The 23,883-nt window shown below is 68.8% G+C and carries 26 protein-coding genes and 1 other RNA gene; 19 read left to right on the top strand and 8 right to left on the bottom strand.

What is annotated here, in order from left to right; all coding sequences use genetic code 11:
* The first annotated feature begins 12 nt into the window (after window positions 1-12).
* The 7 genes from gatC (at window position 13) to P1J78_RS03905 (ending at window position 4,487) form a co-directional block, all read left to right on the top strand.
* Complete coding sequence (gene gatC, locus P1J78_RS03875; protein ID WP_275566009.1) at window positions 13-300, top strand: Asp-tRNA(Asn)/Glu-tRNA(Gln) amidotransferase subunit GatC; 288 nt, start codon at window positions 13-15, stop codon at window positions 298-300.
* A complete protein-coding gene (gene gatA, locus P1J78_RS03880) occupies window positions 257-1,804 on the top strand; it encodes an Asp-tRNA(Asn)/Glu-tRNA(Gln) amidotransferase subunit GatA (RefSeq protein WP_275566010.1) in 1,548 nt (515 codons plus the stop codon). The genes gatC and gatA overlap by 44 nt, the downstream gene beginning before the upstream one ends.
* A gap of 38 nt (window positions 1,805-1,842) precedes the next feature.
* On the top strand, window positions 1,843-2,475 hold the full coding sequence (locus tag P1J78_RS03885; protein ID WP_275566011.1) for a hypothetical protein: 633 nt from the start codon (window positions 1,843-1,845) through the stop codon (window positions 2,473-2,475).
* A gap of 53 nt (window positions 2,476-2,528) precedes the next feature.
* Window positions 2,529-3,176 (top strand): N-acetylmuramoyl-L-alanine amidase, encoded by a 648-nt coding sequence (locus tag P1J78_RS03890; RefSeq protein WP_275566038.1) that lies wholly within the window; start codon window positions 2,529-2,531, stop codon window positions 3,174-3,176.
* A gap of 12 nt (window positions 3,177-3,188) precedes the next feature.
* Window positions 3,189-3,582: RNase P RNA component class A (rnpB, locus tag P1J78_RS03895), an RNA gene on the top strand.
* A gap of 176 nt (window positions 3,583-3,758) precedes the next feature.
* Window positions 3,759-3,926, top strand: a complete 168-nt coding sequence (gene rpmG / locus P1J78_RS03900; RefSeq protein ID WP_057816833.1) for a 50S ribosomal protein L33 — start codon at window positions 3,759-3,761, stop codon at window positions 3,924-3,926.
* A gap of 72 nt (window positions 3,927-3,998) precedes the next feature.
* Window positions 3,999-4,487: a GNAT family N-acetyltransferase gene (locus P1J78_RS03905; protein WP_275566012.1), complete on the top strand. Its 489-nt coding sequence runs from the start codon at window positions 3,999-4,001 to the stop codon at window positions 4,485-4,487.
* Between the two features lie 75 nt (window positions 4,488-4,562).
* On the opposite strand, the gene P1J78_RS03910 is transcribed toward P1J78_RS03905, so the two are convergent.
* Both P1J78_RS03910 and P1J78_RS03915 read right to left on the bottom strand, forming a co-directional pair.
* Complete coding sequence (locus P1J78_RS03910) at window positions 4,563-5,300, bottom strand: Bax inhibitor-1/YccA family protein (protein WP_275566013.1); 738 nt, start codon at window positions 5,298-5,300, stop codon at window positions 4,563-4,565.
* A 121-nt stretch (window positions 5,301-5,421) separates the two neighbouring features.
* Window positions 5,422-5,646: a DUF1127 domain-containing protein gene (locus P1J78_RS03915; RefSeq protein WP_275566014.1), complete on the bottom strand. Its 225-nt coding sequence runs from the start codon at window positions 5,644-5,646 to the stop codon at window positions 5,422-5,424.
* A 123-nt stretch (window positions 5,647-5,769) separates the two neighbouring features.
* On the opposite strand from P1J78_RS03915, the gene P1J78_RS03920 reads away from it, so the two are divergent.
* Window positions 5,770-6,621 carry a LysR family transcriptional regulator gene (locus P1J78_RS03920; RefSeq protein WP_275566015.1) on the top strand — a complete coding sequence of 284 codons (852 nt, stop codon included), beginning with the start codon at window positions 5,770-5,772 and terminating at the stop codon, window positions 6,619-6,621.
* 132 nt (window positions 6,622-6,753) lie between these two features.
* On the opposite strand, the gene P1J78_RS03925 is transcribed toward P1J78_RS03920, so the two are convergent.
* Window positions 6,754-7,716 (bottom strand): NADPH:quinone oxidoreductase family protein, encoded by a 963-nt coding sequence (locus tag P1J78_RS03925; RefSeq protein ID WP_275566016.1) that lies wholly within the window; start codon window positions 7,714-7,716, stop codon window positions 6,754-6,756.
* A gap of 314 nt (window positions 7,717-8,030) precedes the next feature.
* Between P1J78_RS03925 and P1J78_RS03930 the strand changes: the two genes are divergently transcribed.
* From P1J78_RS03930 to P1J78_RS03940, 3 genes are all read left to right on the top strand, one after another.
* On the top strand, window positions 8,031-8,405 hold the full coding sequence (locus P1J78_RS03930; RefSeq protein WP_275566017.1) for a helix-turn-helix domain-containing protein: 375 nt from the start codon (window positions 8,031-8,033) through the stop codon (window positions 8,403-8,405).
* A gap of 91 nt (window positions 8,406-8,496) precedes the next feature.
* Complete coding sequence (locus tag P1J78_RS03935) at window positions 8,497-9,297, top strand: inositol monophosphatase family protein (protein WP_275566018.1); 801 nt, start codon at window positions 8,497-8,499, stop codon at window positions 9,295-9,297.
* Window positions 9,298-9,349: 52 nt separating this feature from the next.
* A complete protein-coding gene (locus P1J78_RS03940) occupies window positions 9,350-10,684 on the top strand; it encodes an 8-oxoguanine deaminase (protein ID WP_275566019.1) in 1,335 nt (444 codons plus the stop codon).
* 63 nt (window positions 10,685-10,747) lie between these two features.
* Here the strand turns inward: P1J78_RS03940 and guaD are convergent, their stop codons facing one another.
* The gene (gene guaD, locus P1J78_RS03945; RefSeq protein WP_275566020.1) at window positions 10,748-12,046 is read right to left on the bottom strand and encodes a guanine deaminase; all 1,299 of its coding nucleotides are present in this window, start codon (window positions 12,044-12,046) and stop codon (window positions 10,748-10,750) included.
* A gap of 125 nt (window positions 12,047-12,171) precedes the next feature.
* On the opposite strand from guaD, the gene mgtE reads away from it, so the two are divergent.
* The 5 genes from mgtE (at window position 12,172) to prpE (ending at window position 19,553) form a co-directional block, all read left to right on the top strand.
* A complete protein-coding gene (gene mgtE / locus P1J78_RS03950) occupies window positions 12,172-13,557 on the top strand; it encodes a magnesium transporter (protein WP_275566021.1) in 1,386 nt (461 codons plus the stop codon).
* A complete protein-coding gene (locus tag P1J78_RS03955) occupies window positions 13,554-14,126 on the top strand; it encodes a 5-formyltetrahydrofolate cyclo-ligase (protein WP_275566022.1) in 573 nt (190 codons plus the stop codon). Before mgtE ends, P1J78_RS03955 begins: the two co-directional genes overlap by 4 nt.
* An 87-nt stretch (window positions 14,127-14,213) precedes the next feature.
* Window positions 14,214-15,026, top strand: coding sequence for a TIGR00282 family metallophosphoesterase (locus P1J78_RS03960; RefSeq protein WP_275566023.1), 813 nt, complete (start codon window positions 14,214-14,216; stop codon window positions 15,024-15,026).
* Window positions 15,027-15,320: 294 nt separating this feature from the next.
* On the top strand, window positions 15,321-17,102 hold the full coding sequence (locus P1J78_RS03965; protein ID WP_275566024.1) for an SLC13 family permease: 1,782 nt from the start codon (window positions 15,321-15,323) through the stop codon (window positions 17,100-17,102).
* Between the two features lie 549 nt (window positions 17,103-17,651).
* Complete coding sequence (gene prpE, locus P1J78_RS03970) at window positions 17,652-19,553, top strand: propionate-CoA ligase PrpE (RefSeq protein WP_275566025.1); 1,902 nt, start codon at window positions 17,652-17,654, stop codon at window positions 19,551-19,553.
* A 490-nt stretch (window positions 19,554-20,043) separates the two neighbouring features.
* Here prpE and P1J78_RS03975 read toward each other — a convergent pair whose 3' ends face one another.
* Window positions 20,044-20,607: a lysozyme inhibitor LprI family protein gene (locus tag P1J78_RS03975; protein ID WP_275566026.1), complete on the bottom strand. Its 564-nt coding sequence runs from the start codon at window positions 20,605-20,607 to the stop codon at window positions 20,044-20,046.
* 89 nt (window positions 20,608-20,696) lie between these two features.
* Window positions 20,697-21,389, bottom strand: a complete 693-nt coding sequence (locus P1J78_RS03980) for a DUF4396 domain-containing protein (RefSeq protein ID WP_275566027.1) — start codon at window positions 21,387-21,389, stop codon at window positions 20,697-20,699.
* Between the two features lie 116 nt (window positions 21,390-21,505).
* Here P1J78_RS03980 and P1J78_RS03985 point away from each other — a divergent pair, with 116 nt between their 5' ends.
* Complete coding sequence (locus tag P1J78_RS03985) at window positions 21,506-21,826, top strand: DUF4342 domain-containing protein (protein WP_275566028.1); 321 nt, start codon at window positions 21,506-21,508, stop codon at window positions 21,824-21,826.
* Between the two features lie 118 nt (window positions 21,827-21,944).
* Here P1J78_RS03985 and P1J78_RS03990 read toward each other — a convergent pair whose 3' ends face one another.
* Entirely contained in the window at window positions 21,945-22,145 is a 201-nt protein-coding gene (locus P1J78_RS03990) for a hypothetical protein (RefSeq protein ID WP_275566029.1), read from the bottom strand.
* Window positions 22,146-22,330: 185 nt separating this feature from the next.
* Here P1J78_RS03990 and P1J78_RS03995 point away from each other — a divergent pair, with 185 nt between their 5' ends.
* Window positions 22,331-22,711, top strand: coding sequence for a hypothetical protein (locus P1J78_RS03995; RefSeq protein WP_275566030.1), 381 nt, complete (start codon window positions 22,331-22,333; stop codon window positions 22,709-22,711).
* Window positions 22,712-22,713: 2 nt separating this feature from the next.
* Window positions 22,714-23,538: a M15 family metallopeptidase gene (locus P1J78_RS04000; RefSeq protein ID WP_275566031.1), complete on the top strand. Its 825-nt coding sequence runs from the start codon at window positions 22,714-22,716 to the stop codon at window positions 23,536-23,538.
* A 33-nt stretch (window positions 23,539-23,571) separates the two neighbouring features.
* On the opposite strand, the gene P1J78_RS04005 is transcribed toward P1J78_RS04000, so the two are convergent.
* Window positions 23,572-23,748, bottom strand: a complete 177-nt coding sequence (locus tag P1J78_RS04005; protein WP_275566032.1) for a hypothetical protein — start codon at window positions 23,746-23,748, stop codon at window positions 23,572-23,574.
* Window positions 23,749-23,883 lie beyond the last annotated feature (135 nt).

A 23,883-nucleotide genomic window follows, 5' to 3' on the forward strand; every position in this document is an offset into this window, starting at 1 on the left:
CCGGAGAGGCCCATGTCGATCGACAAGGCACAAGCGGCCCACGTGGCCAAGCTCGCCCGCATCAAGGTGGAAGACGACGCGCTGCCGGCGCTGGCAGAGGAGTTCAACACGATCCTCGGCTTTATCGAGCAGCTGAACGAGGTGGATATCGAGGGCGTCGAGCCGATGGTCTCGGTCACGCCGATGCGCCTGAAGCGCCGCGAGGACGTGGTGACCGACGGGCAGATGCCCGACAAGGTGCTGTCTAACGCGCCGGATGCCCGCGAGGGCTTTTTCGCCGTGCCGAAGGTGGTCGAGTGAGGAACCCAGAGTGACGAACGACCTGACGAAACTCACCATCGCCGAGGCCCGCGACCGACTGCGCGCCGGCGACGTCACCTCGGTCGAGCTGACCGAGGCGTGCCTGTCCGCCATCGACGCGGCCGACGCGCTGAACGCCTTCGTCCACAAGACGCCCGAGATCGCGCTGGACCGGGCCAGGGCGGCTGACGAACGCCTGCAAGGGCGTGAGGAAGCCCCGGCCATGTGCGGCATCCCCATCGGCATCAAGGATCTGTTCTGCACCGAGGGCGTGCCCAGCCAGGCCGCCAGCCGCATTCTGGACGGCTTCCGGCCGGAATACGAATCCACCGTCAGCCGACAGCTCAAGGACGCCGGCGCGGTCATGCTGGGCAAGCTCAACATGGACGAGTTCGCCATGGGCTCGTCGAACGAGACCAGCGTCTACGGCGATGCCGTGAACCCCTGGCGGCGGGAGGGCGACGCGACCAGGCTGACGCCCGGCGGCTCGTCCGGCGGCTCGGCCAGCGCGGTCGCGGCCGACCTGTGCCTGGGCGCCACCGGCACCGATACCGGCGGCTCGATCCGGCAACCGGCCGCCTTCACCGGCATCACCGGGATCAAGCCCACCTACGGCCGCTGCTCGCGCTGGGGCATCGTCGCCTTCGCCTCCTCGCTCGACCAGGCCGGGCCGATGACCCGCGACGTGCGCGACGCGGCCATCATGCTGCAGGCCATGTGCGGCCACGACATGAAGGACTCGACCTCCGCCGACCTGGCCGTCCCCGATTTCGAGGCGGCGCTGACCGGCGACATTAAGGGCAGAAAGATCGGCCTGCCGCGGGAATACCGCATGGAGGGGATGCCCGCCGAGATTGAGAAGCTCTGGGCCGACGGCGCCGAGATGCTGCGCGACGCCGGTGCCGAGGTGGTCGACATCTCGCTGCCCCACACGAAATACGCGCTGCCGGCCTATTACGTGATCGCGCCGGCCGAGGCGTCGTCGAACCTCGCCCGCTACGACGGCGTGCGCTACGGCCGCCGCGCCAAGCTCGCCCAGGGCGACGGCGTGGTCGAGATGTACGAGAAGACCCGCGCCGAGGGCTTCGGCCACGAGGTGCAGCGCCGCGTCATGGTCGGCACCTACGTGCTGTCGGCGGGCTTCTACGACGCCTATTACAACCGCGCCCGCAAGGTCCGCACGCTGATCAAGCGCGACTTCGAACAGGTCTTCGCCGACGGCGTGGACGCGATCCTGACGCCGGCGACCCCGTCGGCAGCCTTCGGGCTGGGCGAGATGTCGGAAAGCGATCCGGTGCAGATGTATCTCAACGACGTGTTCACCGTCACCGTCAACCTCGCCGGGCTGCCCGGCATCTCGGTGCCGGCCGGGCTCGACACGCAGGGGCTGCCGCTGGGGCTGCAGCTGATCGGCCGGCCCTGGGAAGAGGCCGCGTTGCTGAATGGCGCCTATGCGCTGGAACGTGCCGCCGGCTTTGTTTCCAAACCGGCGAAATGGTGGTAGAAGGCGCGGCAAGAAACGATCCGGGCAGGACACGCAGAATGAACAAGACGGTACTGACGCTGGCCGCGGTCGCGCTCGCCGCCTGCGCACCGGAGATCCCCGATTCGAACCCCGAGTCGCGCGGGGTCGGGTTCGGCGACTACAACGAATACCGGCGCGCGCGGGACGCCGAGCTGACGCGCGAGGAGGCCCCGCCGTCGACCACGCCCGCCCCCACGGCGACGACGCCGCCGGCGACTGCCGCGCCGGAAACCGCCGCCGCGCCGCCGCCCGACTCCACGGCCGGTATCTCGAACGAGCAGGATTTCGCGGCCGTCTCCGAGCGCGAGACGATCGAGAGCGATGCCGCCCGCCTGCACGAGCAGGCGCAGGACTACGAGATGGCCGAGCCGGAGCCGGTGCCCACCCGCACCGGCAACGAGGGCCCGAATATCGTCGAATACGCGCTGTCGACGAACCACGCCGTGGGGACCGAGATCTACAGCCGCAACACCCTGTTCGCCGAGAAGAAGTTCGAGCGGAACTGTGCGCAATACGCCTCTCCCGACCTGGCGCAGCAGGCGTTCCTGAAGGCCGGCGGCCCGGATCGCGACCGGCTGGGGCTCGACCCGGACGGCGACGGCTATGCCTGCGACTGGGATCCGACGCCGTTCCGCTCGATCAGCGGGTGATCCGGCATCCCTCGCCCAATCACGGCCCCCGCCGCGGCGGGGCCCTGCCCGACATGGTGGTGCTGCATTTCACGGCGATGCGCGACTGCGCCGCGGCGCTGGAGCGGCTGTGCGACCGGCAGGCCCAGGTCTCGGCGCATTACCTGATCGCCGGCGACGGCCGCGCCTATCACCTCGTGGACGAGGACGCCCGCGCCTGGCACGCGGGGGCGGGGCAGTGGGGCGAGGTCTCGGACGTGAACTCGCGCTCGATCGGCATCGAGCTGGACAATCCGGGCGACTGCCCGTTCGCGGAGCCGCAGGTCGCGGCGCTGGAGCGGCTTCTGGCCGGCATCTGCGCGCGCTGGCGGATCCCGCCCGAGCGCGTCATCGGCCATTCCGACATGGCGCCGACCCGCAAGACCGACCCCGGGCCGCGCTTCGACTGGCGGCGCCTGGCATTGCAGGGGCTGTCGGTCTGGCCGGCGGCGCCTTTGTCGGGCGCGGCCGCGCCCTTCTCAGGCGCCGCCGATCCGCGCGCCTTCGCCGCGGCCGCCACCCGCTTCGGCTATGCGCCCGAACTCGACCATGACACGATGCTCGCCGCCTTCCGCCTGCGCTTCCGCCCCTGGGCCGAGGGGCCGCTGGCTCCGGTGGATTGCGCCGCCGCCGCCGACCTTGCCCGCCGCTTCCCGGTTGACCGCGCGGCCGCCAATGCCTAACTGCCGTAGCGCGCGGATGGCCGGATGGCCGCGGGAGCGATCCCGAGGAAAGTCCGGACTCCACAAGGCGACGGTGCCGGGTAACCCCCGGCCGGGGTCGGCGGGGCAACCCGCCGTGAACCCGAGGGAAAGCGCCACAGAAAACAGACCGCCCGCGCAAGCGGGTCAGGGTGAAACGGTGGGGTAAGAGCCCACCGCGGGCCGGGCAACCGGGCCGGCACGGCAAGCCCCACCGGGAGCAATGCCGAATAGGGATCCCGCGCCCCCGTGCGGGGACAGGGCGCCTTGCCCCAGGGATCCGGGTAGGCAGCTTGAGGTGCCGGGCAACCGGCATCCGAGAGGAATGGCCATCTCCGGCGGGTCCGCCCACCGACGACAGAATCCGGCTTACAGGCCGTCCGCGCATATTTCCCCCGCCACGCCGGCGTCGAGGCCGGGACGCCTCCGGCGGGCGTATTTGACACGAGAAGAAGTCCGGGGACGGCGCGACGAACCGGTTGACTCGCGCGCGGCAGGCAGTAAAAGGCGGGCTTCAAGGTTTTTCTCGGGCGCCGCGCCGCCCGCGTGACGGAGCAAGACGACATGGCGAAGCCCACCACCATCAAGATCCGGCTGAACTCCACCGCCGGGACCGGCCACTTCTATGTGACCAAGAAGAACGCGCGCACGATGACCGAAAAGATGTCGATCCGGAAATACGACCCGGTGGCGCGCAAGCATGTGGAATACAAGGAAGGCAAGATCAAATAGGTCTCGCCCCCTTTCACGTTTCGAAAGGCCGCGCCCCCGATGCGCGGCTTTTTCGTTTCAGGATCCGGTGACATGCCCGACACACTGACGATCCGCGTGGCCGAGCCGTCCGACCTGTTGGCGCTGGACGCGCTGTTCGGCCGGGCCTACCCGCGGCTTCTGAAGGCGGATTACCCGCCCTCGGTGCTTGTCACCGCGCTGCCGCTGATCTCCAAGGCGCAGCCGCAGCTTTTGCGCAGCGGCACGTTCTATGTCGCCGAGACCGGCACGGGCTGGCTTGTCGGCGCCGGGGGCTGGACGCCGCGGCGCGGCGGCGGCATCGGCGACATCCGCCATGTGGTCACCGACGACCGGCAGACGCGGCGCGGCGTCGGCCGCGCGATCCTGACACGGGTGATTGCCGACGCCACGGCGGCCGGGCTTCGCCTGCTGGACTGCAAGGCGACGCGCACGGCCGTCCCCTTCTACCGCGCCATGGGGTTCGCCGAGGATGGCGAGATCACGGTCTCGCTCCGCCCCGGCATCGACTTTCCGGCCATCCACATGACGCGGCCGCTCTGACCGCGCCGCCGGCCGGTCGCGCAAAAGAAAAGGGCCGGCGCAATGGCCGGCCCCCGGTTCGGAATGTCCCGCAGCTCACTCGCGGCTGCCGAGGAACTGCAGCAGGAACATGAACAGGTTGATGAAGTCGAGATAGAGGTTCAGCGCCCCCATGATCGCCGACTTGCCCAGCCATTCCTTGTCCATCGCCTGGGCGTGCTGGATATAGTCGTTCTTGATCTTCTGCGTGTCATAGGCGGTCAGTCCCGCGAAGATCAGCACGCCGAGGATCGAGACCGCGAAGTGGATCGCCGGCGACTGCAGGAAGATGTTCACGATCGAGGCGACGATCAGGCCGATCACGCCCATGATCAGGAACGACCCCCAGCCCGAGATGTCCTTCTTCGTCGTGTAGCCCCACAGCGACAGGCCGGCGAAGGAGATCGACGTGACCAGGAAGGTCTGCGCGATCGAGATGCCGGTGAAGGCCGCGAAGATCCACGAGATCGACAGGCCCATCGCCGCTGCGAACACGTAGAAGAACAGCTGTGCGCCGGCCGCCGACAGGCGGTTGATCATGGCGCCGAAGGCGAAGACCATGATCAGCGGCAGGAACATGGCGATCCAGCCCAGGATATTCGGCTGCAATGTCGCGGGATCGCGGAAGATCGACAGCAGCGCGTCGCTGGAGCCCACGGCCCAGGCCACGCCGGCGGTGACGAGCAGGCCCACGGACATGGTGCCGTAGACCTTGTTCATATGGGCGCGCAGGCCCTCGTCGATCTGTGCAGTGCGAACGCCCGCCGTATTGCGCGCCGTCCGGATATCAGCCATTCATGCCTCCTCGAAAACTCTGCGACGGCCCGCGGCCGCCTTCGCCTTTGAATATCGGCAAGGTCGCGGGGGATTTCAAGATTTTCCGGCGCCGGGCGTTCACGTTTCGGACAGCGTTGCCTCAGTCCGTCCAATGCGCCGGCGCATCCCAGATCGGCCGCTGCGATTCGCGCAGCGCCGCGTCGCGGGTCACGCCGATATCCTGCAGCAGGTGGTCGTCGAGCTGCGCGAGGGTCCGCCGCTGCCGCCGGAGCGCGGCCAGCGCCATCAGGCGGCCGAAGAGCGTGCCCCGGCGACGCCGCGGGGCGGACCGGACCAGAACGTGCGGGCGGGCGGACAGGGGCATGGCGCATTCCTTTCGTTTTCGTGACACGAACGTCGCGTCTCATTTGCCGGCTTGATATATGCGCGGCGTAACGGCATATTGAAAACGAATGTTCTTGAAGACTGTCATCAGGGAGCGTGATGGATGCGCAACCTCGACATTTCCGTGCTCCGCTCCTTCGTGGCCGTGGCGCAGGCCGGCGGCGTCACCCGGGCCGCGGGCTTTCTGAATCTCACGCAGTCGGCCGTGTCGATGCAGCTGAAGCGGCTGGAAGAGACCATGGGGCTGGACCTGCTGGACCGCTCGAACCGGCGCATCGCGCTGACGGCGGCGGGAGAGCAGCTTCTGGGTTATGCCCGCCGCATGGTCGAGATGAACGACGAGATGTTCTCGCGCCTCACCGACCAGGCCTTCGAGGGCGAGGTCACGCTGGGTGTGCCGCATGACATCGTCTACCCGGTGGTCCCGCAGGTGCTGCAGCGGTTCAACGCGGAGTATCCGCGGGTGAAGGTGCGGCTGACCTCGCTCTACACCTCCGGGCTGAAGCGGATGTTCGACCGCGGCGAATGCGACCTGATCCTGACGACCGAGCCCGAGGTGGGCGAAGGCGGCGAGACGCTGAAGGAACTGCCCCTGCGCTGGATCGGCGCGCCGGGCGGGCAGGCCTGGAAACAGCGCCCGCTGCCGCTGGCGAATTGCCTGGTCTGCTCGTTCCGTATAACCGCGATGGACCGGCTGACCGAGGCGGAGATCGCCTGGGAACAGGCCGTGGAATCGGAATCCGACCGCACGGTGGAGGCGACGGTGGCCGCGGACCTGGCCATCACCGTCATGCTCGAAGGCACCCACGCGGCGCAACTCGAACAGATCTGCCCCGGCCCCGCCCTGCCCGATCTGGGCACGCAGAAGATCAACCTCTACGGCGGCACCTCCGCCAATGGCGGCTTCGTCGGGCATCTGAAGGAGATGATCCGGCAAGGCTACCGCGCGATGTGACGCCCTGGCTTCTTCTCGTTTGAAATACGCAGATCCCGGCCGCGCCACAGGCGCCACGCCCGGCTGACGGCGGCCCCGCTCCTCCGGCGGCGGGGCGGGCGGGTGGGCGCCGGCGGAGGAGCGGGGGCGACGTCAGCCGATCTCGACGACGACCTTGCCCACGGCCTTCCGGTTCCGCAGCAGCTCCAGCCCCTCGGCCGCCTTTTCGAAGGGCAGCCGATGCCCGATCGTCGGGTGCAGCCGTCCCCCGGCATACCAGCCGAACAGCACCTCCAGGCTGCGGCGCAGCGCGTCCGGGTCGAAGGCCAGATAGCCGCCCCAGTTCAGCCCGATGGCGCTGACATTCTTCACCATCAGATGGTTCGCGGGAATCTGCGGCACGTCACCGCTGGCAAAGCCGATCAGCAGCATCCGGGCGCCCGGGTTGACCGCCCGGAACGCCGCGCGGAAGGCATCGCCGCCCACCGGGTCATAGACCACGTCCGCCCGCCCCAGCGCGATCACCGCCTCGCGCAGATCCTCGGTCTCGCTGTCGATCAGGTGATCCGCCCCGGCCGCCCGGGCGACCGCCAGCCGCTCCGCGCCCCGCGCCACGGCGATCACCCGCGCGCCCATGGCCTTGCCGATTTCCACGGCCGTAAGCCCGACGCCGCCCGCCGCTCCCAGGACCAGCAGCGTTTCGCCCGCCCGCAGGCCGGCCCGGTCAGCCAGCGCGACATGGCTGGTGCCATAGGCGATCTGGAACCCCGCGGCCACGTCGAACGGCATCGCGTCCGGCAGCGGCACGCAGCGCGCCGCCTCGAAACAGCCCGCCTCGGCCAGCCCGCCCTGCCCGGTATAGACGGCCACGCGGGTGCCCGGCGCCGGAGCCGCCACGCCGGGGCCCAGCGCCTCGACCGTCCCGGCCAGCTCCTTGCCCAGGGTCAGCGGCAGCTCGGGACGCTCCTGATAGGTCCCCTCGATCGTCAGCAGGTCCGCGAAGTTCAACCCACAGGCCGCGATCCGCACCCGCACCTCGCCCGGCCCGGGATCCGGGCAGGGAACGGTCGCGAAGGCCGGGCTTTCGCCATAGGAGCCCAGTCGGAATGCGCGCATTGCTTTTCCCTCTTCGACCACGCCGGCATAGCCAAATACGCGCCCGCACGCGAGGGCCGTCGCCGGGACTCGCCGGCAGGTTACCCTGGGTCACTCTACCCCCGGTGGCTTAACGGCCGAAGATTCTGACAGGACGAATCAACCGAAAGATGTATCTTGAGGCCGGCAAGAGCCCTTTACCCTAACGTCAATAGAGTCCAGATAACCCTTGTTTCACACGCCCTTTGCCGGAAACTACCTAAAAAGACAGGTTGTCCAATTCCCGCGCGACGTGATCACTGGCCCTACCGTTTTGAGTTGTAAGGAATCCCTCAATGAAGCATCCGGTGGATGTTCACGTTGGCAAGCGCGTCCGGCATCGCCGCTGGATGGTGGGCATGACCCAGCAGCAGTTGGCGAACAAGGTCGGCATTAAGTTCCAACAGATCCAGAAATACGAAACCGGCATGAACCGGATCAGCGCATCGCGGCTGTGGGACATCGCCGAAGCCTTGAATGTCGATGTGCGCTTCTTTTTCGAAGGCATCGACGAAGAGGTCGACGCCGGTGCCGCCGGGGCCGACGGCGTGCCGGGCGACATCCTGGCCGACAAGGAGGCGCTGGAACTGGTCCGCTCCTACTATGCGATGCCGGAAAACCAGCGCCGCCGCCTGTTCGAGCTCGCCCGCGTGATGAGCGACGTCGCCTGAGGCGTCGGCTCCTCATCCGGGCCGGCTTGACGCCCGGCACCTTTTGCGACTACCGCGCCCGGAACGGCACATTCCGGCGCGGGGTTCTTGCATGCGACAGATCGACGACGCCCTGCGCGAGGCATTGATCGCCACGGCGGAAGCGATGGCCGATGCCGCGCGTGCGGCGATCCTGCCGCATTTCCGCGCCGACGGGCTGAGCGCCGACAACAAGGCCGGCCATGGCTTCGACCCGGTCACCGTCGCCGACCGCGACTCCGAGCAGGCGATGCGCGCCGTGCTGGCCGACCGGCGGCCCGAGGACGGCATCCTGGGCGAGGAATACGGCGACGTCGCCGGCACGACCGGCCTCACCTGGGTCATCGACCCGATCGACGGCACCCGGGCGTTCATGTCGGGCACGCCCACCTGGGGCGTCCTGATCGCGGTCTCGGACGCGCGCGGCCCGGTTCTCGGCCTGATCGACCAGCCCTATATCGGCGAACGCTTCCTCGGCGGGCTGGGCGAGGCGCGGCTCGACGGGCCGGCGGGGCGGCGGGTACTGAAGACCCGCGCGCCCCGGCCGCTGCCGGAAGCGATCCTGTTCACCACCTTCCCCGAGGTCGGCACGCCCGAGGACGGCGCCGCCTTTCGCCGAGTGGCCGACCGCGCCCGGCTGACCCGCTACGGCATGGACTGCTACGCCTATGCCCTGCTGGCCGCGGGCCAGATCGACCTGGTGATCGAGGCCGGCCTGCACGCCTACGACATCCAGGGGCCGATGGCGGTGATCGAGGCCGCGGGCGGCCTGGTGACGGACTGGCGCGGCGCACCCTGCCCGATGGGCGGCCGGGTGCTCGCCGCCGCGAACCCCGAGATCCACGCCGAGGCGCTGGCGCTGTTGCAGGCTTGAGCCCCGGGGCCGGCCCGCTACCCTCTACCGGACCGCACCGGAGAGCTTCGCCATGCCCGAGACCCTGATCAGGAACGCCCGCACCGTCGTGACGATGGACGATCACGGCAGCGAGTACGTGGATTGCGACATCCGCCTCCGCGACGGCGAGATCGTGGAGATCGGCGGCGGGCTGACCACAACGGGCGAGACGCAGGACGCGACCGGCTGCATCGTCACCCCCGGCCTGGTGAACACGCATCACCACCTGTTCCAGACGCTGACCCGCGCCGTGCCGGCGGCGCAGGACGCGCTGCTCTTCGGCTGGCTGAAGACGCTCTATCCGATCTGGGCGCGGTTCGGGCCGGAGCACATGCATGTCTCCGCCCTGACCGGCCTGGCGGAGCTGGCGCTGTCGGGCTGCACGCTGACCTCCGACCACCTCTACCTGTTCCCGAACGGCGCGCGGCTGGACGACACGATCGCCGCCGCTGAGGAGATCGGACTGCGCTTTCACCCGACCCGCGGCGCCATGTCCATCGGCGAGCGCCTGGGCGGCCTGCCCCCGGAGTCGCTGGTCGAGATGGAGCCCAATATCCTGGCCGACATGATCCGCGTGGTCGATGCCTTCCACGACCCGGCCCCCGGCGCCATGGTCCGCGTCGGGCTCGCGCCCTGCTCGCCCTTCTCGGTCAGCCGCGAGCTGATGCGGGATACGGCGCTGCTGGCCCGCGACAAGCATGTGATGCTGCACACGCATCTGGCCGAGAACGACGAGGACGTGGCCTACAGCGAGGAGACGTTCGGCTGCCGGCCGGGCCAGTACGCGGAGGAACTGGGCTGGACCGGGCACGACGTGTGGCACGCGCATTGCGTGAAGCTGGACGCCCACGAGATCGACCTCTTCGCCCGCACGAAGACCGGCGTCGCGCATTGCCCCTGTTCCAACTGCCGCCTCGGCTCGGGCATCGCGCCGGTCCGCGCCATGCGCGAGGCGGGGGTGCGGGTCGGGCTGGGCGTGGACGGGTCCGCCTCGAACGACAGCGGCAACCTTGTAGCGGAGGCACGGACGGCGATGCTTCTGCAGCGCGTGGCGAGCGGCGCCGACGCGATGAGCGCGCGGGAGGCGCTGCGCCTGGCCACGCGCGGCGGCGCCGAGGTGCTGGGCCGGGACGACACCGGCCGGATCGAGGAAGGCTACCGCGCCGACCTGGCCGTCTGGGACGTGGGCGGCGTCGAGAGTGCGGGATCGTGGGATCCCGCGGCGCTGCTGCTCGCCGGGCCCACCCGCGTGCGCGACCTGTTCGTCGAGGGACGGCAGATCGTGCGGGGCGGCGAGATCGTCACCATCGACCTGCCGACGGTTCTGGAACGTCAAAACGCCCTGGCATCCGGCCTCGCCGGGTAGCGCCGATTATTCGATCCGTGACTCCTGGCGCGGCAACACGCGCAAAATTCGCCGGCAAATGACTCATCCGTCCGGTATTGCGACAGGCTCTCCGCCCACCCACACCGCCTGCACCGCGCGGTCGTCGCCCATCATGATGGTAGGAAAGATCGCCTCCCAGAGGTCCTCTGCCCGGGCGGCACGCTGGGCGATGGCCGGCGTGGAGGCGAGGTCCAGCACGACGAGGTCCGCCTCCATCCCCGCGGCCAGGTTGCCGATCCGGTCCTCCATCCGCAGCGCCCGCGCAGAGCCCTGCGTGGCCAGCCACAAAAGCTCGGCCGGATGCAGCGCCGCGCCGTTCAGCTGCCCGATCTCGTAGGCCGCCGCCATCGTCCGCAGCATCGAGAAGGACGACCCGCCCCCGGTATCCGTGGCCAGCCCGATGCGCGGCCCGCCGCGGACCAGCCCGGCCATGTCGAACAGCCCCGAGCCGATGAAGGTGTTCGAGGTCGGGCAATGCACCACCGCCGCGCCCACCTCGGTCAGCCGCGCCCGCTCGCGCGCGGTCAGGTGGATCGCGTGGCCGTACATCCCGCCCGGCCGCAGCAGGCCGAAGCGCTCGTAGGTGTCCAGATAGTCGCGGGCGTCCGGGAACAGCTCTGCCACCCAGGCGACCTCGTCCACCTGCTCGCTGAGATGCGTCTGCATCGGGCAATCCGGATGCTCGGCCCAGAGCGCGCCCAGCGCCTCCAGCTGCTCCGGCGTGGACGTCGGCGAGAAGCGCGGCGTGATCGCGTAGCTCAGCCGATCCACCCCGTGCCATTCCTCAAGCAGTGCCCTGCTTTCGTCATAGGCGCGGGTGGCCGTGTCGCGCAGCCCCTCGGGGGCGTTGCGGTCCATACAGGTCTTGCCCGCCACCGCCCGCACGCCCCGCACCTGCGCCTCGGCAAAGAACGCCTCCACGCTCTCGGGATGGATCGTGCAGAAGGAACAGGCGGTCGTCGTCCCGTTCGACAGCGTCAGGTCGAAGTAGCGCGCCGCGATCTCGGCGACATAGGCGGGATCGCCGAATTTCATCTCTTCGGGGAAGGTGTAGCTGTTCAGCCAGTCGATCAGCCGCTTGCCCCAGCTGGCGATCATCGCCGTCTGCGGGTAATGCGCATGCGCATCCACGAAGCCCGCGCAGATCAGCGCCTCGCCGTACTCCACGGCCGCCACGCCGGGATGCGCCGCGCGCAGGTCGTCGGCCGGCCCCACCGCCGCGATCCTCCCGTCGCGCACCAGCACCGCCCCGCGCCGCTCGTGACGGGCCGCGCCCGGCCCCTCGGCAAAGGGATCGCCCGCAAAGCCCAGCACCTGCCCGAAGATCAACCGCTCGCTCATGCCTGTCCCCTGCGCCGCACCCGGCAGACGATAGGCGGGCCTGAGCGCGGCGAAAAGTCCTCTCTCCCCCTGTCATCCGAAACCGCCTTTCCCTAAAAGGGTCGAAACCGGATGAGAGGCAGGCGATGGCGGACGAAACCACCACCGAAGAGCCCCGCGAGGACGGCCGCTACGAGCTGGATCAGGAGCGCGTGCACGAGATCGTCGACGCCGCGCATGCCGGCGAGGCCGAGCTTGTCGCCGAGCTGCTGGAGCCTTTGCACCCGGCCGACATCGCCGACCTCCTGGAGCAGGTCGAATACCAGGACCGCGTGGCGATCCTGAAGGTGTACGAACCGGAAATCGACGGCGAGATCCTCTCCGAGATCGACGATTCGATCCGCGAGGAGGTGATCGGCCTGCTGTCGCCCGGCGTCCTGACCGACGCCATGCGCGCGCTGGAATCGGACGACGTGGTCGACATCCTCGAAGACCTCGAGGAACCGCAGCAGCAGGCGATTCTGAAGACGCTGGAAGACAGCGATCGGCTGGCCGTGCAGCAGGCGCTGAACTGGCCGGAATACTCCGCCGGCCGCCTGATGCAGCGCGAGGTCGTGGCGGGGCCCGAACACTGGACCGTGGGCGAGGCCATCGACTATCTGCGCTCGCGCGACGACCTGCCGGCGGATTTCTACCACATGACGCTGGTGGACCCGCGCCACCGGCCGGTCGCCAACGTGACGCTGGGCAAGATCCTCGGCCACCCGCGCGACGTGAAGCTGCAGGACATCGCCGAGGAGACGTTCCGCACCATCGAGGCGACCGAGGACGAGGGCGACGTCGCCTATGCCTTCAACCAGTACCACCTGATCTCGGCGCCGGTGGTGGACCCGGACGGCCGGCTGGTCGGTGTCATCACCATCGACGACGCGATGATCGTGCTGGACCAGGAGCACGAGGAGGACATCCTGCGCCTCGCCGGCGTCAGCGACGAATCGAGCCTTGCCGACAAGGTGATCGCGACGACCAAGCGGCGGTTCCCGTGGCTTGCGGTGAACCTGGTCACCGCGATCCTCGCCTCGCTGGTCATCGCGATGTTCGAGGATACCATCGCGCAGTTCGTGGCGCTGGCCGTGCTGATGCCCATCGTGGCGTCGATGGGCGGCAACGCCGGCACGCAGTCGCTGACCGTCGCCGTGCGCGCCATCGCGACCAAGGACCTGACCGGGTCAAACGTGCTGCGGGTGATCCGGCGCGAGGTGCTGGTGGGGCTGGTGAACGGGGTGCTCTTCGCCATCATGATGGGGGCGGTGGGCGTCATCTGGTTCGGCACGCCGATGCTTGGCGTGGTGATTGCGCTGGCCATGGTCATCAACCTCGTGGTGGCGGGACTGGCGGGCACAGTCATCCCGATCATCCTGGACAAGCTGAAGATCGACCCGGCGCTCGCCTCCGGCGCCTTCGTGACGACGGTGACCGACGTCGTGGGCTTCTTCGCCTTTCTCGGCCTCGCCGCCGCGATGCTGCTGTGACCGGGGCCGACGAGCTCGCCGCCGCGAAGGCCGCCACCCGCAAGGCCGCCTTCGCCCGCCGGCAGGAGGCGTACGACACCGGCGACCGCGCCGCCGGCGCCGCGCGCCTGCAGGAGGTGCTGCAGGACCACCGGGGCGCCCCGCTGGCCGGCTACATGCCGATGCGGACGGAGATCGACCCGCTGCCGGCCATGGCGGCCCACGCCACCGACGCCCCCGTCGGCGTTCCGGTCATGCAGGGCAAGGGCCGGCCGCTGGTCTTTCACCTGTGGCAGCCGGAGGCGGAGATGCAGGAGGGCCCGTTCGGCGCGCGCATCCCCGTGTCGGCGGCGGAGATGACCCCGGCCGTGCTGATCGTGCCGCTGGTGGCCTTCGACCGGGCCGGCAACCGGCTGGGCTATGGCGGCGGCTTCTACGACCGCACGCTCGAGCGGCTGCGCGCCGCGGCCCCCACCCGCGCCATCGGCTTCGCCTGGGCGGCGCAGGAGGCCGAGGCGCTGCCGCTGGAGCCCACCGACCAGCCGCTCGACGCCATCGTGACCGAGCGCGAGACCCTGCTGTTCGGCTGACCGGCCGCGCGCGCCGCGAAAGCGCATGGCGCGGCAAAACGACTTCCGGCTTGCCGGGCCTGCGCTGCCGCCCTACCCATTCGGGTCATGCGTATTCTGTTTCTCGGCGATGTGATGGGCCGCGCCGGCCGCGAGGCGATCAAAGCCCGCCTGCCCGGTCTGCGCAAGAACTGGCAGCTCGATTTCGTGGTGGTCAACGGCGAGAACGCCACCAACGGTGCCGGTCTCTCGGCCGCGCACGCGCAGCTTCTGCTGGAGGCGGGCGCCGACTGTCTGACGCTGGGCGACCACGCCTTCGACCAGCGCGACATGCTTCAGTTCATCGAGACCGAGCCGCGCATCCTCCGGCCGCTGAACTTCGCCAAGTCCGCCCCCGGCCGCGGCGCCAGGCTGTTCGAGGCGACCCGCGGCCGCAAGGTGCTGGTGACGCAGGTGCTGGGCCAGGTCTTCATGAAGCGGCCCTTCGAGGACCCGTTCTCCCACGCCGAGCGCACGCTCAAGGCGCATCCGCTGGGCGGCCAGGCGCAGGCGGTCCTCGTCGACATGCATTGCGAGGCGACGTCGGAGAAGATGGCGATGGGACACTGGTGCGACGGCCGCGCCTCGATCATGGTGGGCACGCATACGCATGTGCCGACGGCGGACGCGATGATTCTGTCGGGCGGCACGGCCTATCAGACGGATGCAGGCATGTGCGGCGACTACGATTCCGTGATCGGGATGGACAAGGCAGAGCCGCTGCGCCGCTTCATCACCGGAATGCCCGGCGGCCGCTTCACGCCGGCGGAGTCCGAGGCGACGCTGTCCGGCCTTTACGTCGAGACCGACGACAGGACCGGCAAGGCGACCCGGGTCCGGATGATCCGGGAGGGCGGCCGCCTCTCGCCGGCGGCGCCGTGAGCGCGGCGCCATGGGCGCACCGCCCGCCCCGGCAGCCCGCCCCCTGCCACCCGCGCCTCCCCTCCCCCTGACAGGGGGAGGGTCAGGGAGGGGGTCGACCCCGCCTCCGAACCGACCAAGGCATACGGCATGGGCCCGCGCCCGAACCTTGCGGCACGCCGGCGCCTCGACGCCGCTGCCGCAGAATTCGCCCGCACCGGCGGCTCGGGGCTTGCCGCGCGGCAACGCATCGCTTGTGTGCCCCGTCACCTCTGGTAAGGATGCCCCCCGGGGGTTTCACGGGCGCCGCCTTACATGATCGACCCATTCCTGTCGCCCACGGGCGAGGCCATCTTCACGCTCGGCGTGGTCGCGCTGATGTTCGCGCTCTTCGTGCGCGAGGTCTTCCCGACCGAGGTCGTCGCCATCGCCGGCACCGCGATCCTGCTGGTCTCGGGCGTCCTGCCCTACGAAGCCGCGCTGGAGGTGCTGTCGAACTCCGCCCCCTGGACCATCGCCGCGATGTTCATCGTCATGGGCGCGCTGGTCCGGACCGGGGCGCTGGAATGGTTCACCCAGTCGGCCCAGCGCAGCGTCGACGCGCGCCCGACCGCGACCATCGCCACGCTGATGGCCTTCGTCATCGTCGCCTCGGCAGTGGTGAACAACACGCCGGTGGTCGTGGTCATGATCCCGGTCTTCGTGCAGCTCGCCTCCAAGCTCGGCGTGCCGGCCTCCAAGCTGCTGATCCCGCTGTCCTATGTCGCGATCCTGGGCGGCACGCTGACACTGATCGGCACCTCCACCAACCTGCTGGTCGACGGCGTGGCGCGCACCCACGGGCTGGAGCCGTTCACGATCTTCGAGGTCACCCCGCTGGGCATCGTGCTGGTGGCCTGGGGCGCCGTCTATCTGAGGTTCGTCGCCAGTCCGCTGCTGCCCGCCCGCGACAGCATGGCGGACCTTCTCTCCTCCGGTCGCTCGCGGATGAAGTTCTTCACCGAAGCGGTGATCCCGCCCGACAGCAACCTGATCGGCCGCGAGGTGACGGGGGTGCAGCTGTTCAAGCGCGAGGGGGTGCGGCTGGTGGACGTGATCCGCGGTGACGAATCGCTGCGCCGCAACCTCGACGGCGTCACGCTGCAGGTCGGCGACCGCGTGGTGCTGCGCACCCAGATGACCGAACTGCTCTCGCTTCAGCGCAACAAGTCGCTGCGCCGGGTCGACCAGATCTCCTCGGTCGAGACCCAGACGGTCGAGGTGCTGATCTCTCCGGGCTGCCGGATGGTCGGCCGGCGGCTGGGCGATCTGCGCCTGCGCCGCCGCTACGGGGTCTACCCGCTGGCCGTCCACCGGCGGAACCAGAATATCGGCCGCCAGCTCGACGACCTGATCGTGCGCGTCGGCGACACCCTGCTGCTGGAGGGCGCGGCCGAGGACATCCAGCGGCTGGCGCAGGACATGCGGCTGGTCGACGTGGCGCGCCCCTCCGCCCGGGCCTTCCGCCGCAGCCACGCGCCGCTGGCCGTCGGCGCGCTGCTGGGCATCGTCGCGCTGGCCGCGCTCGGCGTGGCGCCGATTTTGCTATTGGCGGTCGTCGCGGTGGCCGTCGTGCTGGTGTCGCGCTGCATCGACGCCGAAGAGGCGTTCAATTTCGTGGAAGGCCGCCTGCTGGCCCTGATCTTCTCGATGCTGGCCGTGGGCGCGGCGCTGGAGCATTCCGGCGCCGTCGAACTGATCGTCCGCCGCATCGCGCCGCTGCTGACCGATCTGTCGCCCTTCTTCATCGTCTGGGCCATCTACCTGCTGACCTCGGTGCTGACCGAACTGGTATCCAACAACGCGGTCGCCGTCGTCGTCACACCGATCGCCATCGGTCTGGCCGGCGCCATGGGGATCGACGCGCGCCCGCTGGTGGTGGCGGTCATGGTGGCCGCGTCGGCCAGCTTCGCCACGCCCATCGGCTATCAGACCAACATGCTGGTCTACGGCCCCGGCGGCTATCGCTTCACCGACTTCCTGAAGGTGGGCATTCCCCTGAACTTCAGCGTGGGCCTGCTCGCCTCGGCGCTGATTCCGTTGATCTGGCCGCTATAGAGCTCGCGGCACGCTCTGACGGAAACGGCCCCGTCGGGGAACGGGGCCTTGAGTGCTGAAATCGTCTCGGCCGGTCCTTCGGCCACTCTCCGGGGACGGGTCCCGAAACGGAAACCGCGTCGCCGCAGGCCATGCGACGACGCGGTCCCGCACCTTCTTCTTACTTGGGTTTCGGCTCCGAACCGGACTTCTTCGGAGCAGGTTTCCGTTCGCCCATGGGCGTTCATCCTGAAAAGCTGGCCGGCGGGATTACCGGGCCATGGCAGAAATCTCAGCGCCGGTTTTGCGAGTCGCGCAATTCACATTCGCACTGTTACAAGCGATGTGATCCGGAGCCTGCAGGACCCCGCGCCGAGGCCGGGCCGCCAGGGAAAGCCGCCCGCCGCCGCGTGAAGAGGGACCGCCGCGCCGGGCGCGCGCGGGACCGATGAACGCACCGGAGGGGCGACGTCGTTACCGCCAACAGTGACCGGATACCGCAGGACGCCCCGCTTGCCCGACTCTCTGCCGCCGGGTAAATGCGGGCCGACGGAGCGAGGAGGGCATACAATGGCATACGCAGACGTCTACACGTCCTGGCAGAACGACCCCGAAGCCTTCTGGCTGAAACAGGCCGAGGCGATCGATTGGGTCGAGCCGCCGAAACAGGCCCTGTTCGAGCGGGGCGATCACATCTACGAATGGTTCGCCGACGCCAGGGTCAACACCTGCTGGAACGCCGTCGACCGCCATTGCGAAAACGGCCGCGGCCACCAGACCGCGATCATCTGGGACAGCCCCGTCACCCACACCAAGCGCGAGATCAGCTATTTCGAGCTGCGCAACCGCGTCGCCAACCTCGCCGGCGCCCTGCGCGCCAAGGGCGTGGAAAAGGGCGACCGCGTCATCATCTACATGCCGATGATCCCCGAGGCGCTGGAGGCGATGCTCGCCTGCGCCCGGCTCGGCGCGATCCACTCGGTCGTCTTCGGCGGCTTCGCGGCGCATGAACTGGCCGTGCGCGTCGACGACGCCAAGCCCAAATGCATCATCGCCGCCTCCTGCGGGATCGAGTCGGGGCGCATCGTCCACTACAAGCCGCTGCTCGACGGCGCGCTGGAACAGTCGACGCATCAGCCGGACTTCTGCGTGATCTTCCAGCGCGAACAGGAGGTCGCGCATCTGGAGGAAGGCCGCGACGTCAACTGGCACGGCTTCCAGTTCGGCACCGAACCGGCCGATTGCGTGCCGGTCGAGGGCAACCACCCCGCCTACATCCTCTACACCTCGGGCACCACCGGCCAGCCCAAGGGCGTCGTGCGGCCCACCGCCGGCCATCTCGTGGCGCTGAACTGGACGATGAAGAACATCTACAACGTCGATCCGGGCGACGTGTTCTGGGCCGCCTCCGACGTCGGCTGGGTCGTGGGGCACAGCTACATCTGCTACGCGCCGCTGATCCACGGCAACACCACCATCGTGTTCGAGGGCAAGCCCGTCGGCACCCCCGACGCCGGCACCTTCTGGCGCGTGATCTCCGAGCACAAGGTGAAGTCCTTCTTCACCGCCCCCACCGCCTTCCGCGCGGTGAAGCGCGAAGACCCCAAGGGCGAGTTCATCGAGAAATACGACCTCTCCAACCTCAACGCCATCTACCTCGCCGGCGAACGCGCCGACCCCGACACCATCGAGTGGACCAAGAAGATGACCGGCAAGCCGGTCTACGACCACTGGTGGCAGACCGAGACGGGATGGACCATCGCCGGCAACCCGGTGGGGATCGAGCCGCTGCCGGTCAAGATCGGCTCGCCCACCGTCGCGATGCCGGGCTACGACATCCGCATCCTCGACGAGGAGGGCCACGAGGTCCCCGCCGGCACGCTGGGGGCCATCGCGGTGAAACTGCCGCTGCCCCCGGGGACGCTGCCGACCCTGTGGAACGCGCCCGAGCGGTTCGAGAAATCCTACCTCGCCCATTTCCCCGGCTATTACGAGACGGGCGACGCGGGCATGAAGGACGAGGACGGCTACCTCTGGATCATGGCCCGCACCGACGACGTCATCAACGTCGCCGGCCACCGCCTGTCCACCGGCGGGATGGAGGAGGTGCTCGCCTCGCACCCCGATGTCGCCGAATGTGCCGTCATCGGCGTCGCGGACGAGCTGAAGGGGCAGCTGCCGATGGGCTTCGTCTGCCTGACCAAGGGCGTGAACCGCCCGCATGACGAGATCGCGACCGAATGCGTCAAGCTGGTGCGCGACCAGATCGGCCCCGTCGCGGCGTTCAAGCTGGTCACCGTTGTCGACCGCCTGCCCAAGACCCGCTCCGGCAAGATCCTTCGCGCGAGCATGGTCAAGATCGCCGACGGGCAGGAGTTCAAGACGCCGGCCACCATCGACGACCCGGCGATTCTCGACGAAATCCGCGAGGCGGTCGGCACGCTGGGCTATCCGCTAAAAAAGGCGGGCTGAGCGCGCGCGGCCCTGCCGAAAAAAATGATGCGCCCGGGCCGGTCCGCGTGACCGCCCGGGCGTTCTTTTGTCCTGTCAGGTGTTCAGAGCCTGAAAATCGCGGCCAGCGCCAGCCCCGTCAGCAGCGCGAGGCCCAGAAAAGGCAACGATATTCCGAGAAAGACACTCATACCTTCAAACTCGTTTCCGCGTCGCCGCACCGTCCCCCCAGGGCACCGGGCGCGCGATGCAAGAGGCTTAAAATCCGATTGCCACCATGAAGATCACTGTGGCCGCAAAAAGCAGATCCACAACGGGAAGGGTGACTCCGTGTCCTTGAACCAGTCGGCGCATCTTGCGCATCTCCGCATGTTGTTATCAGGCCCCCACCTGCGCGGCTTTGTTAACGCCTCAAGCGAAACCGGATAAGATGCCTTTTTAGATAGGTATCGTAGGGTCACCCGCGGCCTCGCCTCGCCGGCGCCGGACTCGCCCGCGGCGAAGCGCCGTGTCAGAGCCCGTATTTCGCCAGTCGCTCGCGCAGGACGGATATCCGGCCCCGATACGCATATTCGATGCAGCTGACCGATCCGCCGCAGGCATCCCGCCCCTGCCTAAGCCAGGTTGCCTGCCCATACGCCTCGCCCCGGGCCGCCGCGAGGTCGTGGACATATTGCAGCTCGGCATCCAGATCCCGCAGCATTGCGTTGCCGCACACCGTCCGCTCGGTCAGGTTCAGCCGCCCGGCATTGCACCAGGGCCGCGGGTTGAACACCTTGGCCGAGTCGGCCAGCCCGCGCAGATGCGAGATTCGCGACAGGTAGGCGCTCTCGATACAGGCATAGCCCGTGCCACAGGCATTCCGAGCCCGCAGCCAGTCGCCCTGACCGGACACATGCGTCACCAGCTTCGCCTCGTCGTACAGCCGCACCATCGTCGCATCCAGGTCGCGCAGGTACTGGCTGCCGCAAATGGTCAGCTCGGTGGGATTCAGCCCGGACTTGCCGCACCAAGGCCGCGCCTCGGCCGTGGCGGAGGCCAGCAGGACCGCACCCAGCATGCCGATGAGTCGCATGGCACCCTCCTCTTGGTGATGCGGAAAGCATCCCCCGCCGCCCCGCACCGGTCAAGCCGGAAGGTCCGGGGAGTACCCGGCGGCATGCCTCAGGTCGCCTGCGCGGGCTCCTCGGCCCGGCCCTCGCCGTGATCGGTCATCCGCGGGTCCATCATGCCCTCCTTCACGCCGTAGTGCAGAAGCGCCACGTTCACCGGATAGGCCGCCACCAGCCCAAGGGTCAGCGACACGATGAGCGAGGACCAGAACCGCACGTCGCCGAGCCCCGCCTCGCCGGCGAGCCACAGGTCGGCGCCGATGGCCACCGCCTCCATCACCGCGATCGACGGCGTCTCGGACAGGATCGCGTCCCACATCGCCCGGCGGAACCCGACGCCGTCCTGCATCAACGGCCCGACGGTCAGCGCGACACCCGCGACATAGGCCAATGCGAAGGTGAGGCTCGCGGTCACCACGTTTCCGGCCTGCAACAGGCCCACCGCGATGATCAGGCCGGTGATCTCGCCCATCCCGCAGCCCGAATAGCAATGCGCCACCGACCGGAAGGCGCGGCGCCACAGGTGGTCGTCGGGAATCTCCTTGCGCCCGCAGCGCCAGTAGACCAGCAGGCCAACCGGCCCGGAATAGAGCACGGTCAGCGCCCAGACGAGCTTCATCAGGCTCATCAGGTGGCTGTTGCGGGTCGCCAGGTCGCGCAGCAGAACAATCAGGCTGGGCACCGTCAGCACCGCCCAGCCGACAAGGAACCCGGGGCTTGAGATCACGGAAATGATGGCGTTCATGGCCTTGAAACGTTGCGCTCCGGGCATGGTTCCCTTGCGATCCCCGTTTGATGCGCGTCATGGCGGCGTCGCGCCGGCGGCGTAGACTTCGCGCATCCCAGAAGGAGAAAGCCGCGATGACCGACGACAGAAAAGACACCGAAGACCGCACCTGGACGGAAGAGATCGAGGTCTCGTCCGACCGGCTGATGGACAAGATCAAGGAACTGGCCAACGAAGCCTCGGTGCGGCGCGTCCGCATCAAGGAACCCGACGGCGACATCGCGGTGGATCTGCCGCTGACCGTCGGCGCCCTGGCCGGGGGCGCTCTGGTGCTCGCCGCGCCGATGCTCGCCCTGATCGGGGCGCTCGTCGCCTTCTTCACCAAGGTGAAGCTGGAGGTCGTGCGGGACGCGACCGAAGAGGCGCAAGAGCCCGAGACGACCGAGGTCGATTGACCCGGTGGCCGGGGCGGCGGGGTTTTCCGGCGCCCCGTAGCTTATCCCAGAAGGCTCACCGCAAGCAGGCCGGCGGTGAAGAAGCCGAAAGCGAAGATCGTCAGATGCTTCATGGCCGTCACTCCGCCCGCGCCGGGCCCTGCGCCAGAAACGGCGGCGCGACGGGGAAGTCGGCGGCCTTGTCGGCCGGCCCCAGGCCGAACGTGTGCGCATCGCCCGGCAGCGGCGCATAGGCGAGCGCCGGGGCGGTGGCGAGGTTCAGGACGGCCAGCGCAACGGCGAGACCGAGGCGAAAGCGGAACGGGCGGGCAGCGGGCATGGCGACTATCCTCTTGCATGAAAACCGATGCCCGGACCCTCGCCGCGCCCCGCCGCGACAGGCAATGTCGGACGGCCGCTATCGGATAACCGCCCGGGTCTTTCCGTCGGGCATTGACCGGGCGCAAGGAACGCGCCTTTGATTGGCTTTAGAGTCCTTTCATCGCATTCGACCCGGAGGTTCCCATGAAACTCGCCGCCCTCGCGCTTGCCGCGCTGCTCGCCCTGCCGGGCGCGGTCCAGGCACAGCAGCTCCTGGAAAGCTACACCGCCTATCTCAGCGCGCATGACCACTACAATTCCCGCGGGGTCCGCCTGACGGCCTACTGGCAGGTGATCCGGCAGGACCGCGCCAATTTCCACCGCTTCGGCACCGGCGATCCGCAGGACGAATGGGACAGGTTCTTCGGCAGCATGCAGAACCGCGCGGTGATGGAGCAGATGATCCTGAACGGCACGGTCGAGCCCGGCGTCGCCAGCTACATCGTCAACAACGAGGTGATGGTGCAAGTCGACGTCTACGGCTACGGCAACCAGATCAGCTATGTCAACGTGACGGCCTATTGAGGATGCGCCGCCTCGCGCTTGCGCTGCTCGTCGCGCTGGCCGCCCCCGCGGCCGGCGCGCAGACCTGCACCGCCACCGACTGGATGGCCGTGCCGCTGCCCGGCGGCGGCGACCTGATGGAAACGGCGCTGGAGACGGCCTATCCCGGCACCGATCTCGACCGGCCGGCCGGCACCTTCGTCACGGACGACGGCCGGACCGTGCCCTATCGCGGCGACCGCGACGTGTCTCCCGCCGACCGGCTGGACGACGCCACGATCGGGGACATGTTCGTCTATCCCTACCCGCTGGCCTTCGACCTGTCCGCGCGGCGCACGCCCTGGTTCGACCCCGGCCGCGTCCGCAACGACGCGCTGATGCGCGCGCTCTGGTTCGACGATGCGGCCGCCGCCCGCGCCTCGCTCGCTGTCGCGCGCTACCAGGGGTATTCCACAAGCGCCGATTTCGCCGTGACCTCGAAACGCTGTGTCCACGCCCAGCTTCAGGCCGCGCTGGACCAGATCGCGACCCACGGCGCCGGGATGGACAAGTTCCTGGTGCCCAACGGCGGCACGTTCAACTGGCGCACCATCTCGGGTACCGACCGCCTATCCGCGCACAGCTTCGGCATCGCGGTGGATTTCAACACCGAGCTCGGCGGCTACTGGCGCTGGTCCGGCGCCCAGCCCGGCAACGCGGCGGCCTACGACAACCGCTACCCGCCGGACCTGGTGCAGGCGATGGAGCGCTACGGCTTCATCTGGGGCGGCAAATGGCACCACTTCGACGGGATGCACTTCGAGTATCGGCCGGAACTGATCCTGTTCGCCCGGCTTCTGCGCGGCTGACCCGGCGCAAAGGACGCACGGGACGACGCCGATTCACTCCTGCCCGGTCGACCTGACCTCCTGCGACAGCGACTCGACATGCGCCCGGGTCTCGTCCAGCCGGTCATGCAAAACGGTGAGCCGTTCCGCCAACTCGCCCCGCATATTGCGCATCTCTTCCTGCAAATCCCGCAGCAAGAGCAGAACACGCGCTTCCGGTGTCTCGAACATCATTCACCCAATATTTACTCAATCACGTCCCACGCGGCGATCTAACAGGCTGCTGAAAAACTCTGCCTCGACAGGGGTTTGAGAACGTGATTCACCCTTTGCACGGCATGCTGGGGGTGATGATGCGCGGGACGG

The organism is Psychromarinibacter sediminicola, assembly GCF_029168335.1.
GTDB lineage: Bacteria > Pseudomonadota > Alphaproteobacteria > Rhodobacterales > Rhodobacteraceae > Psychromarinibacter > Psychromarinibacter sediminicola.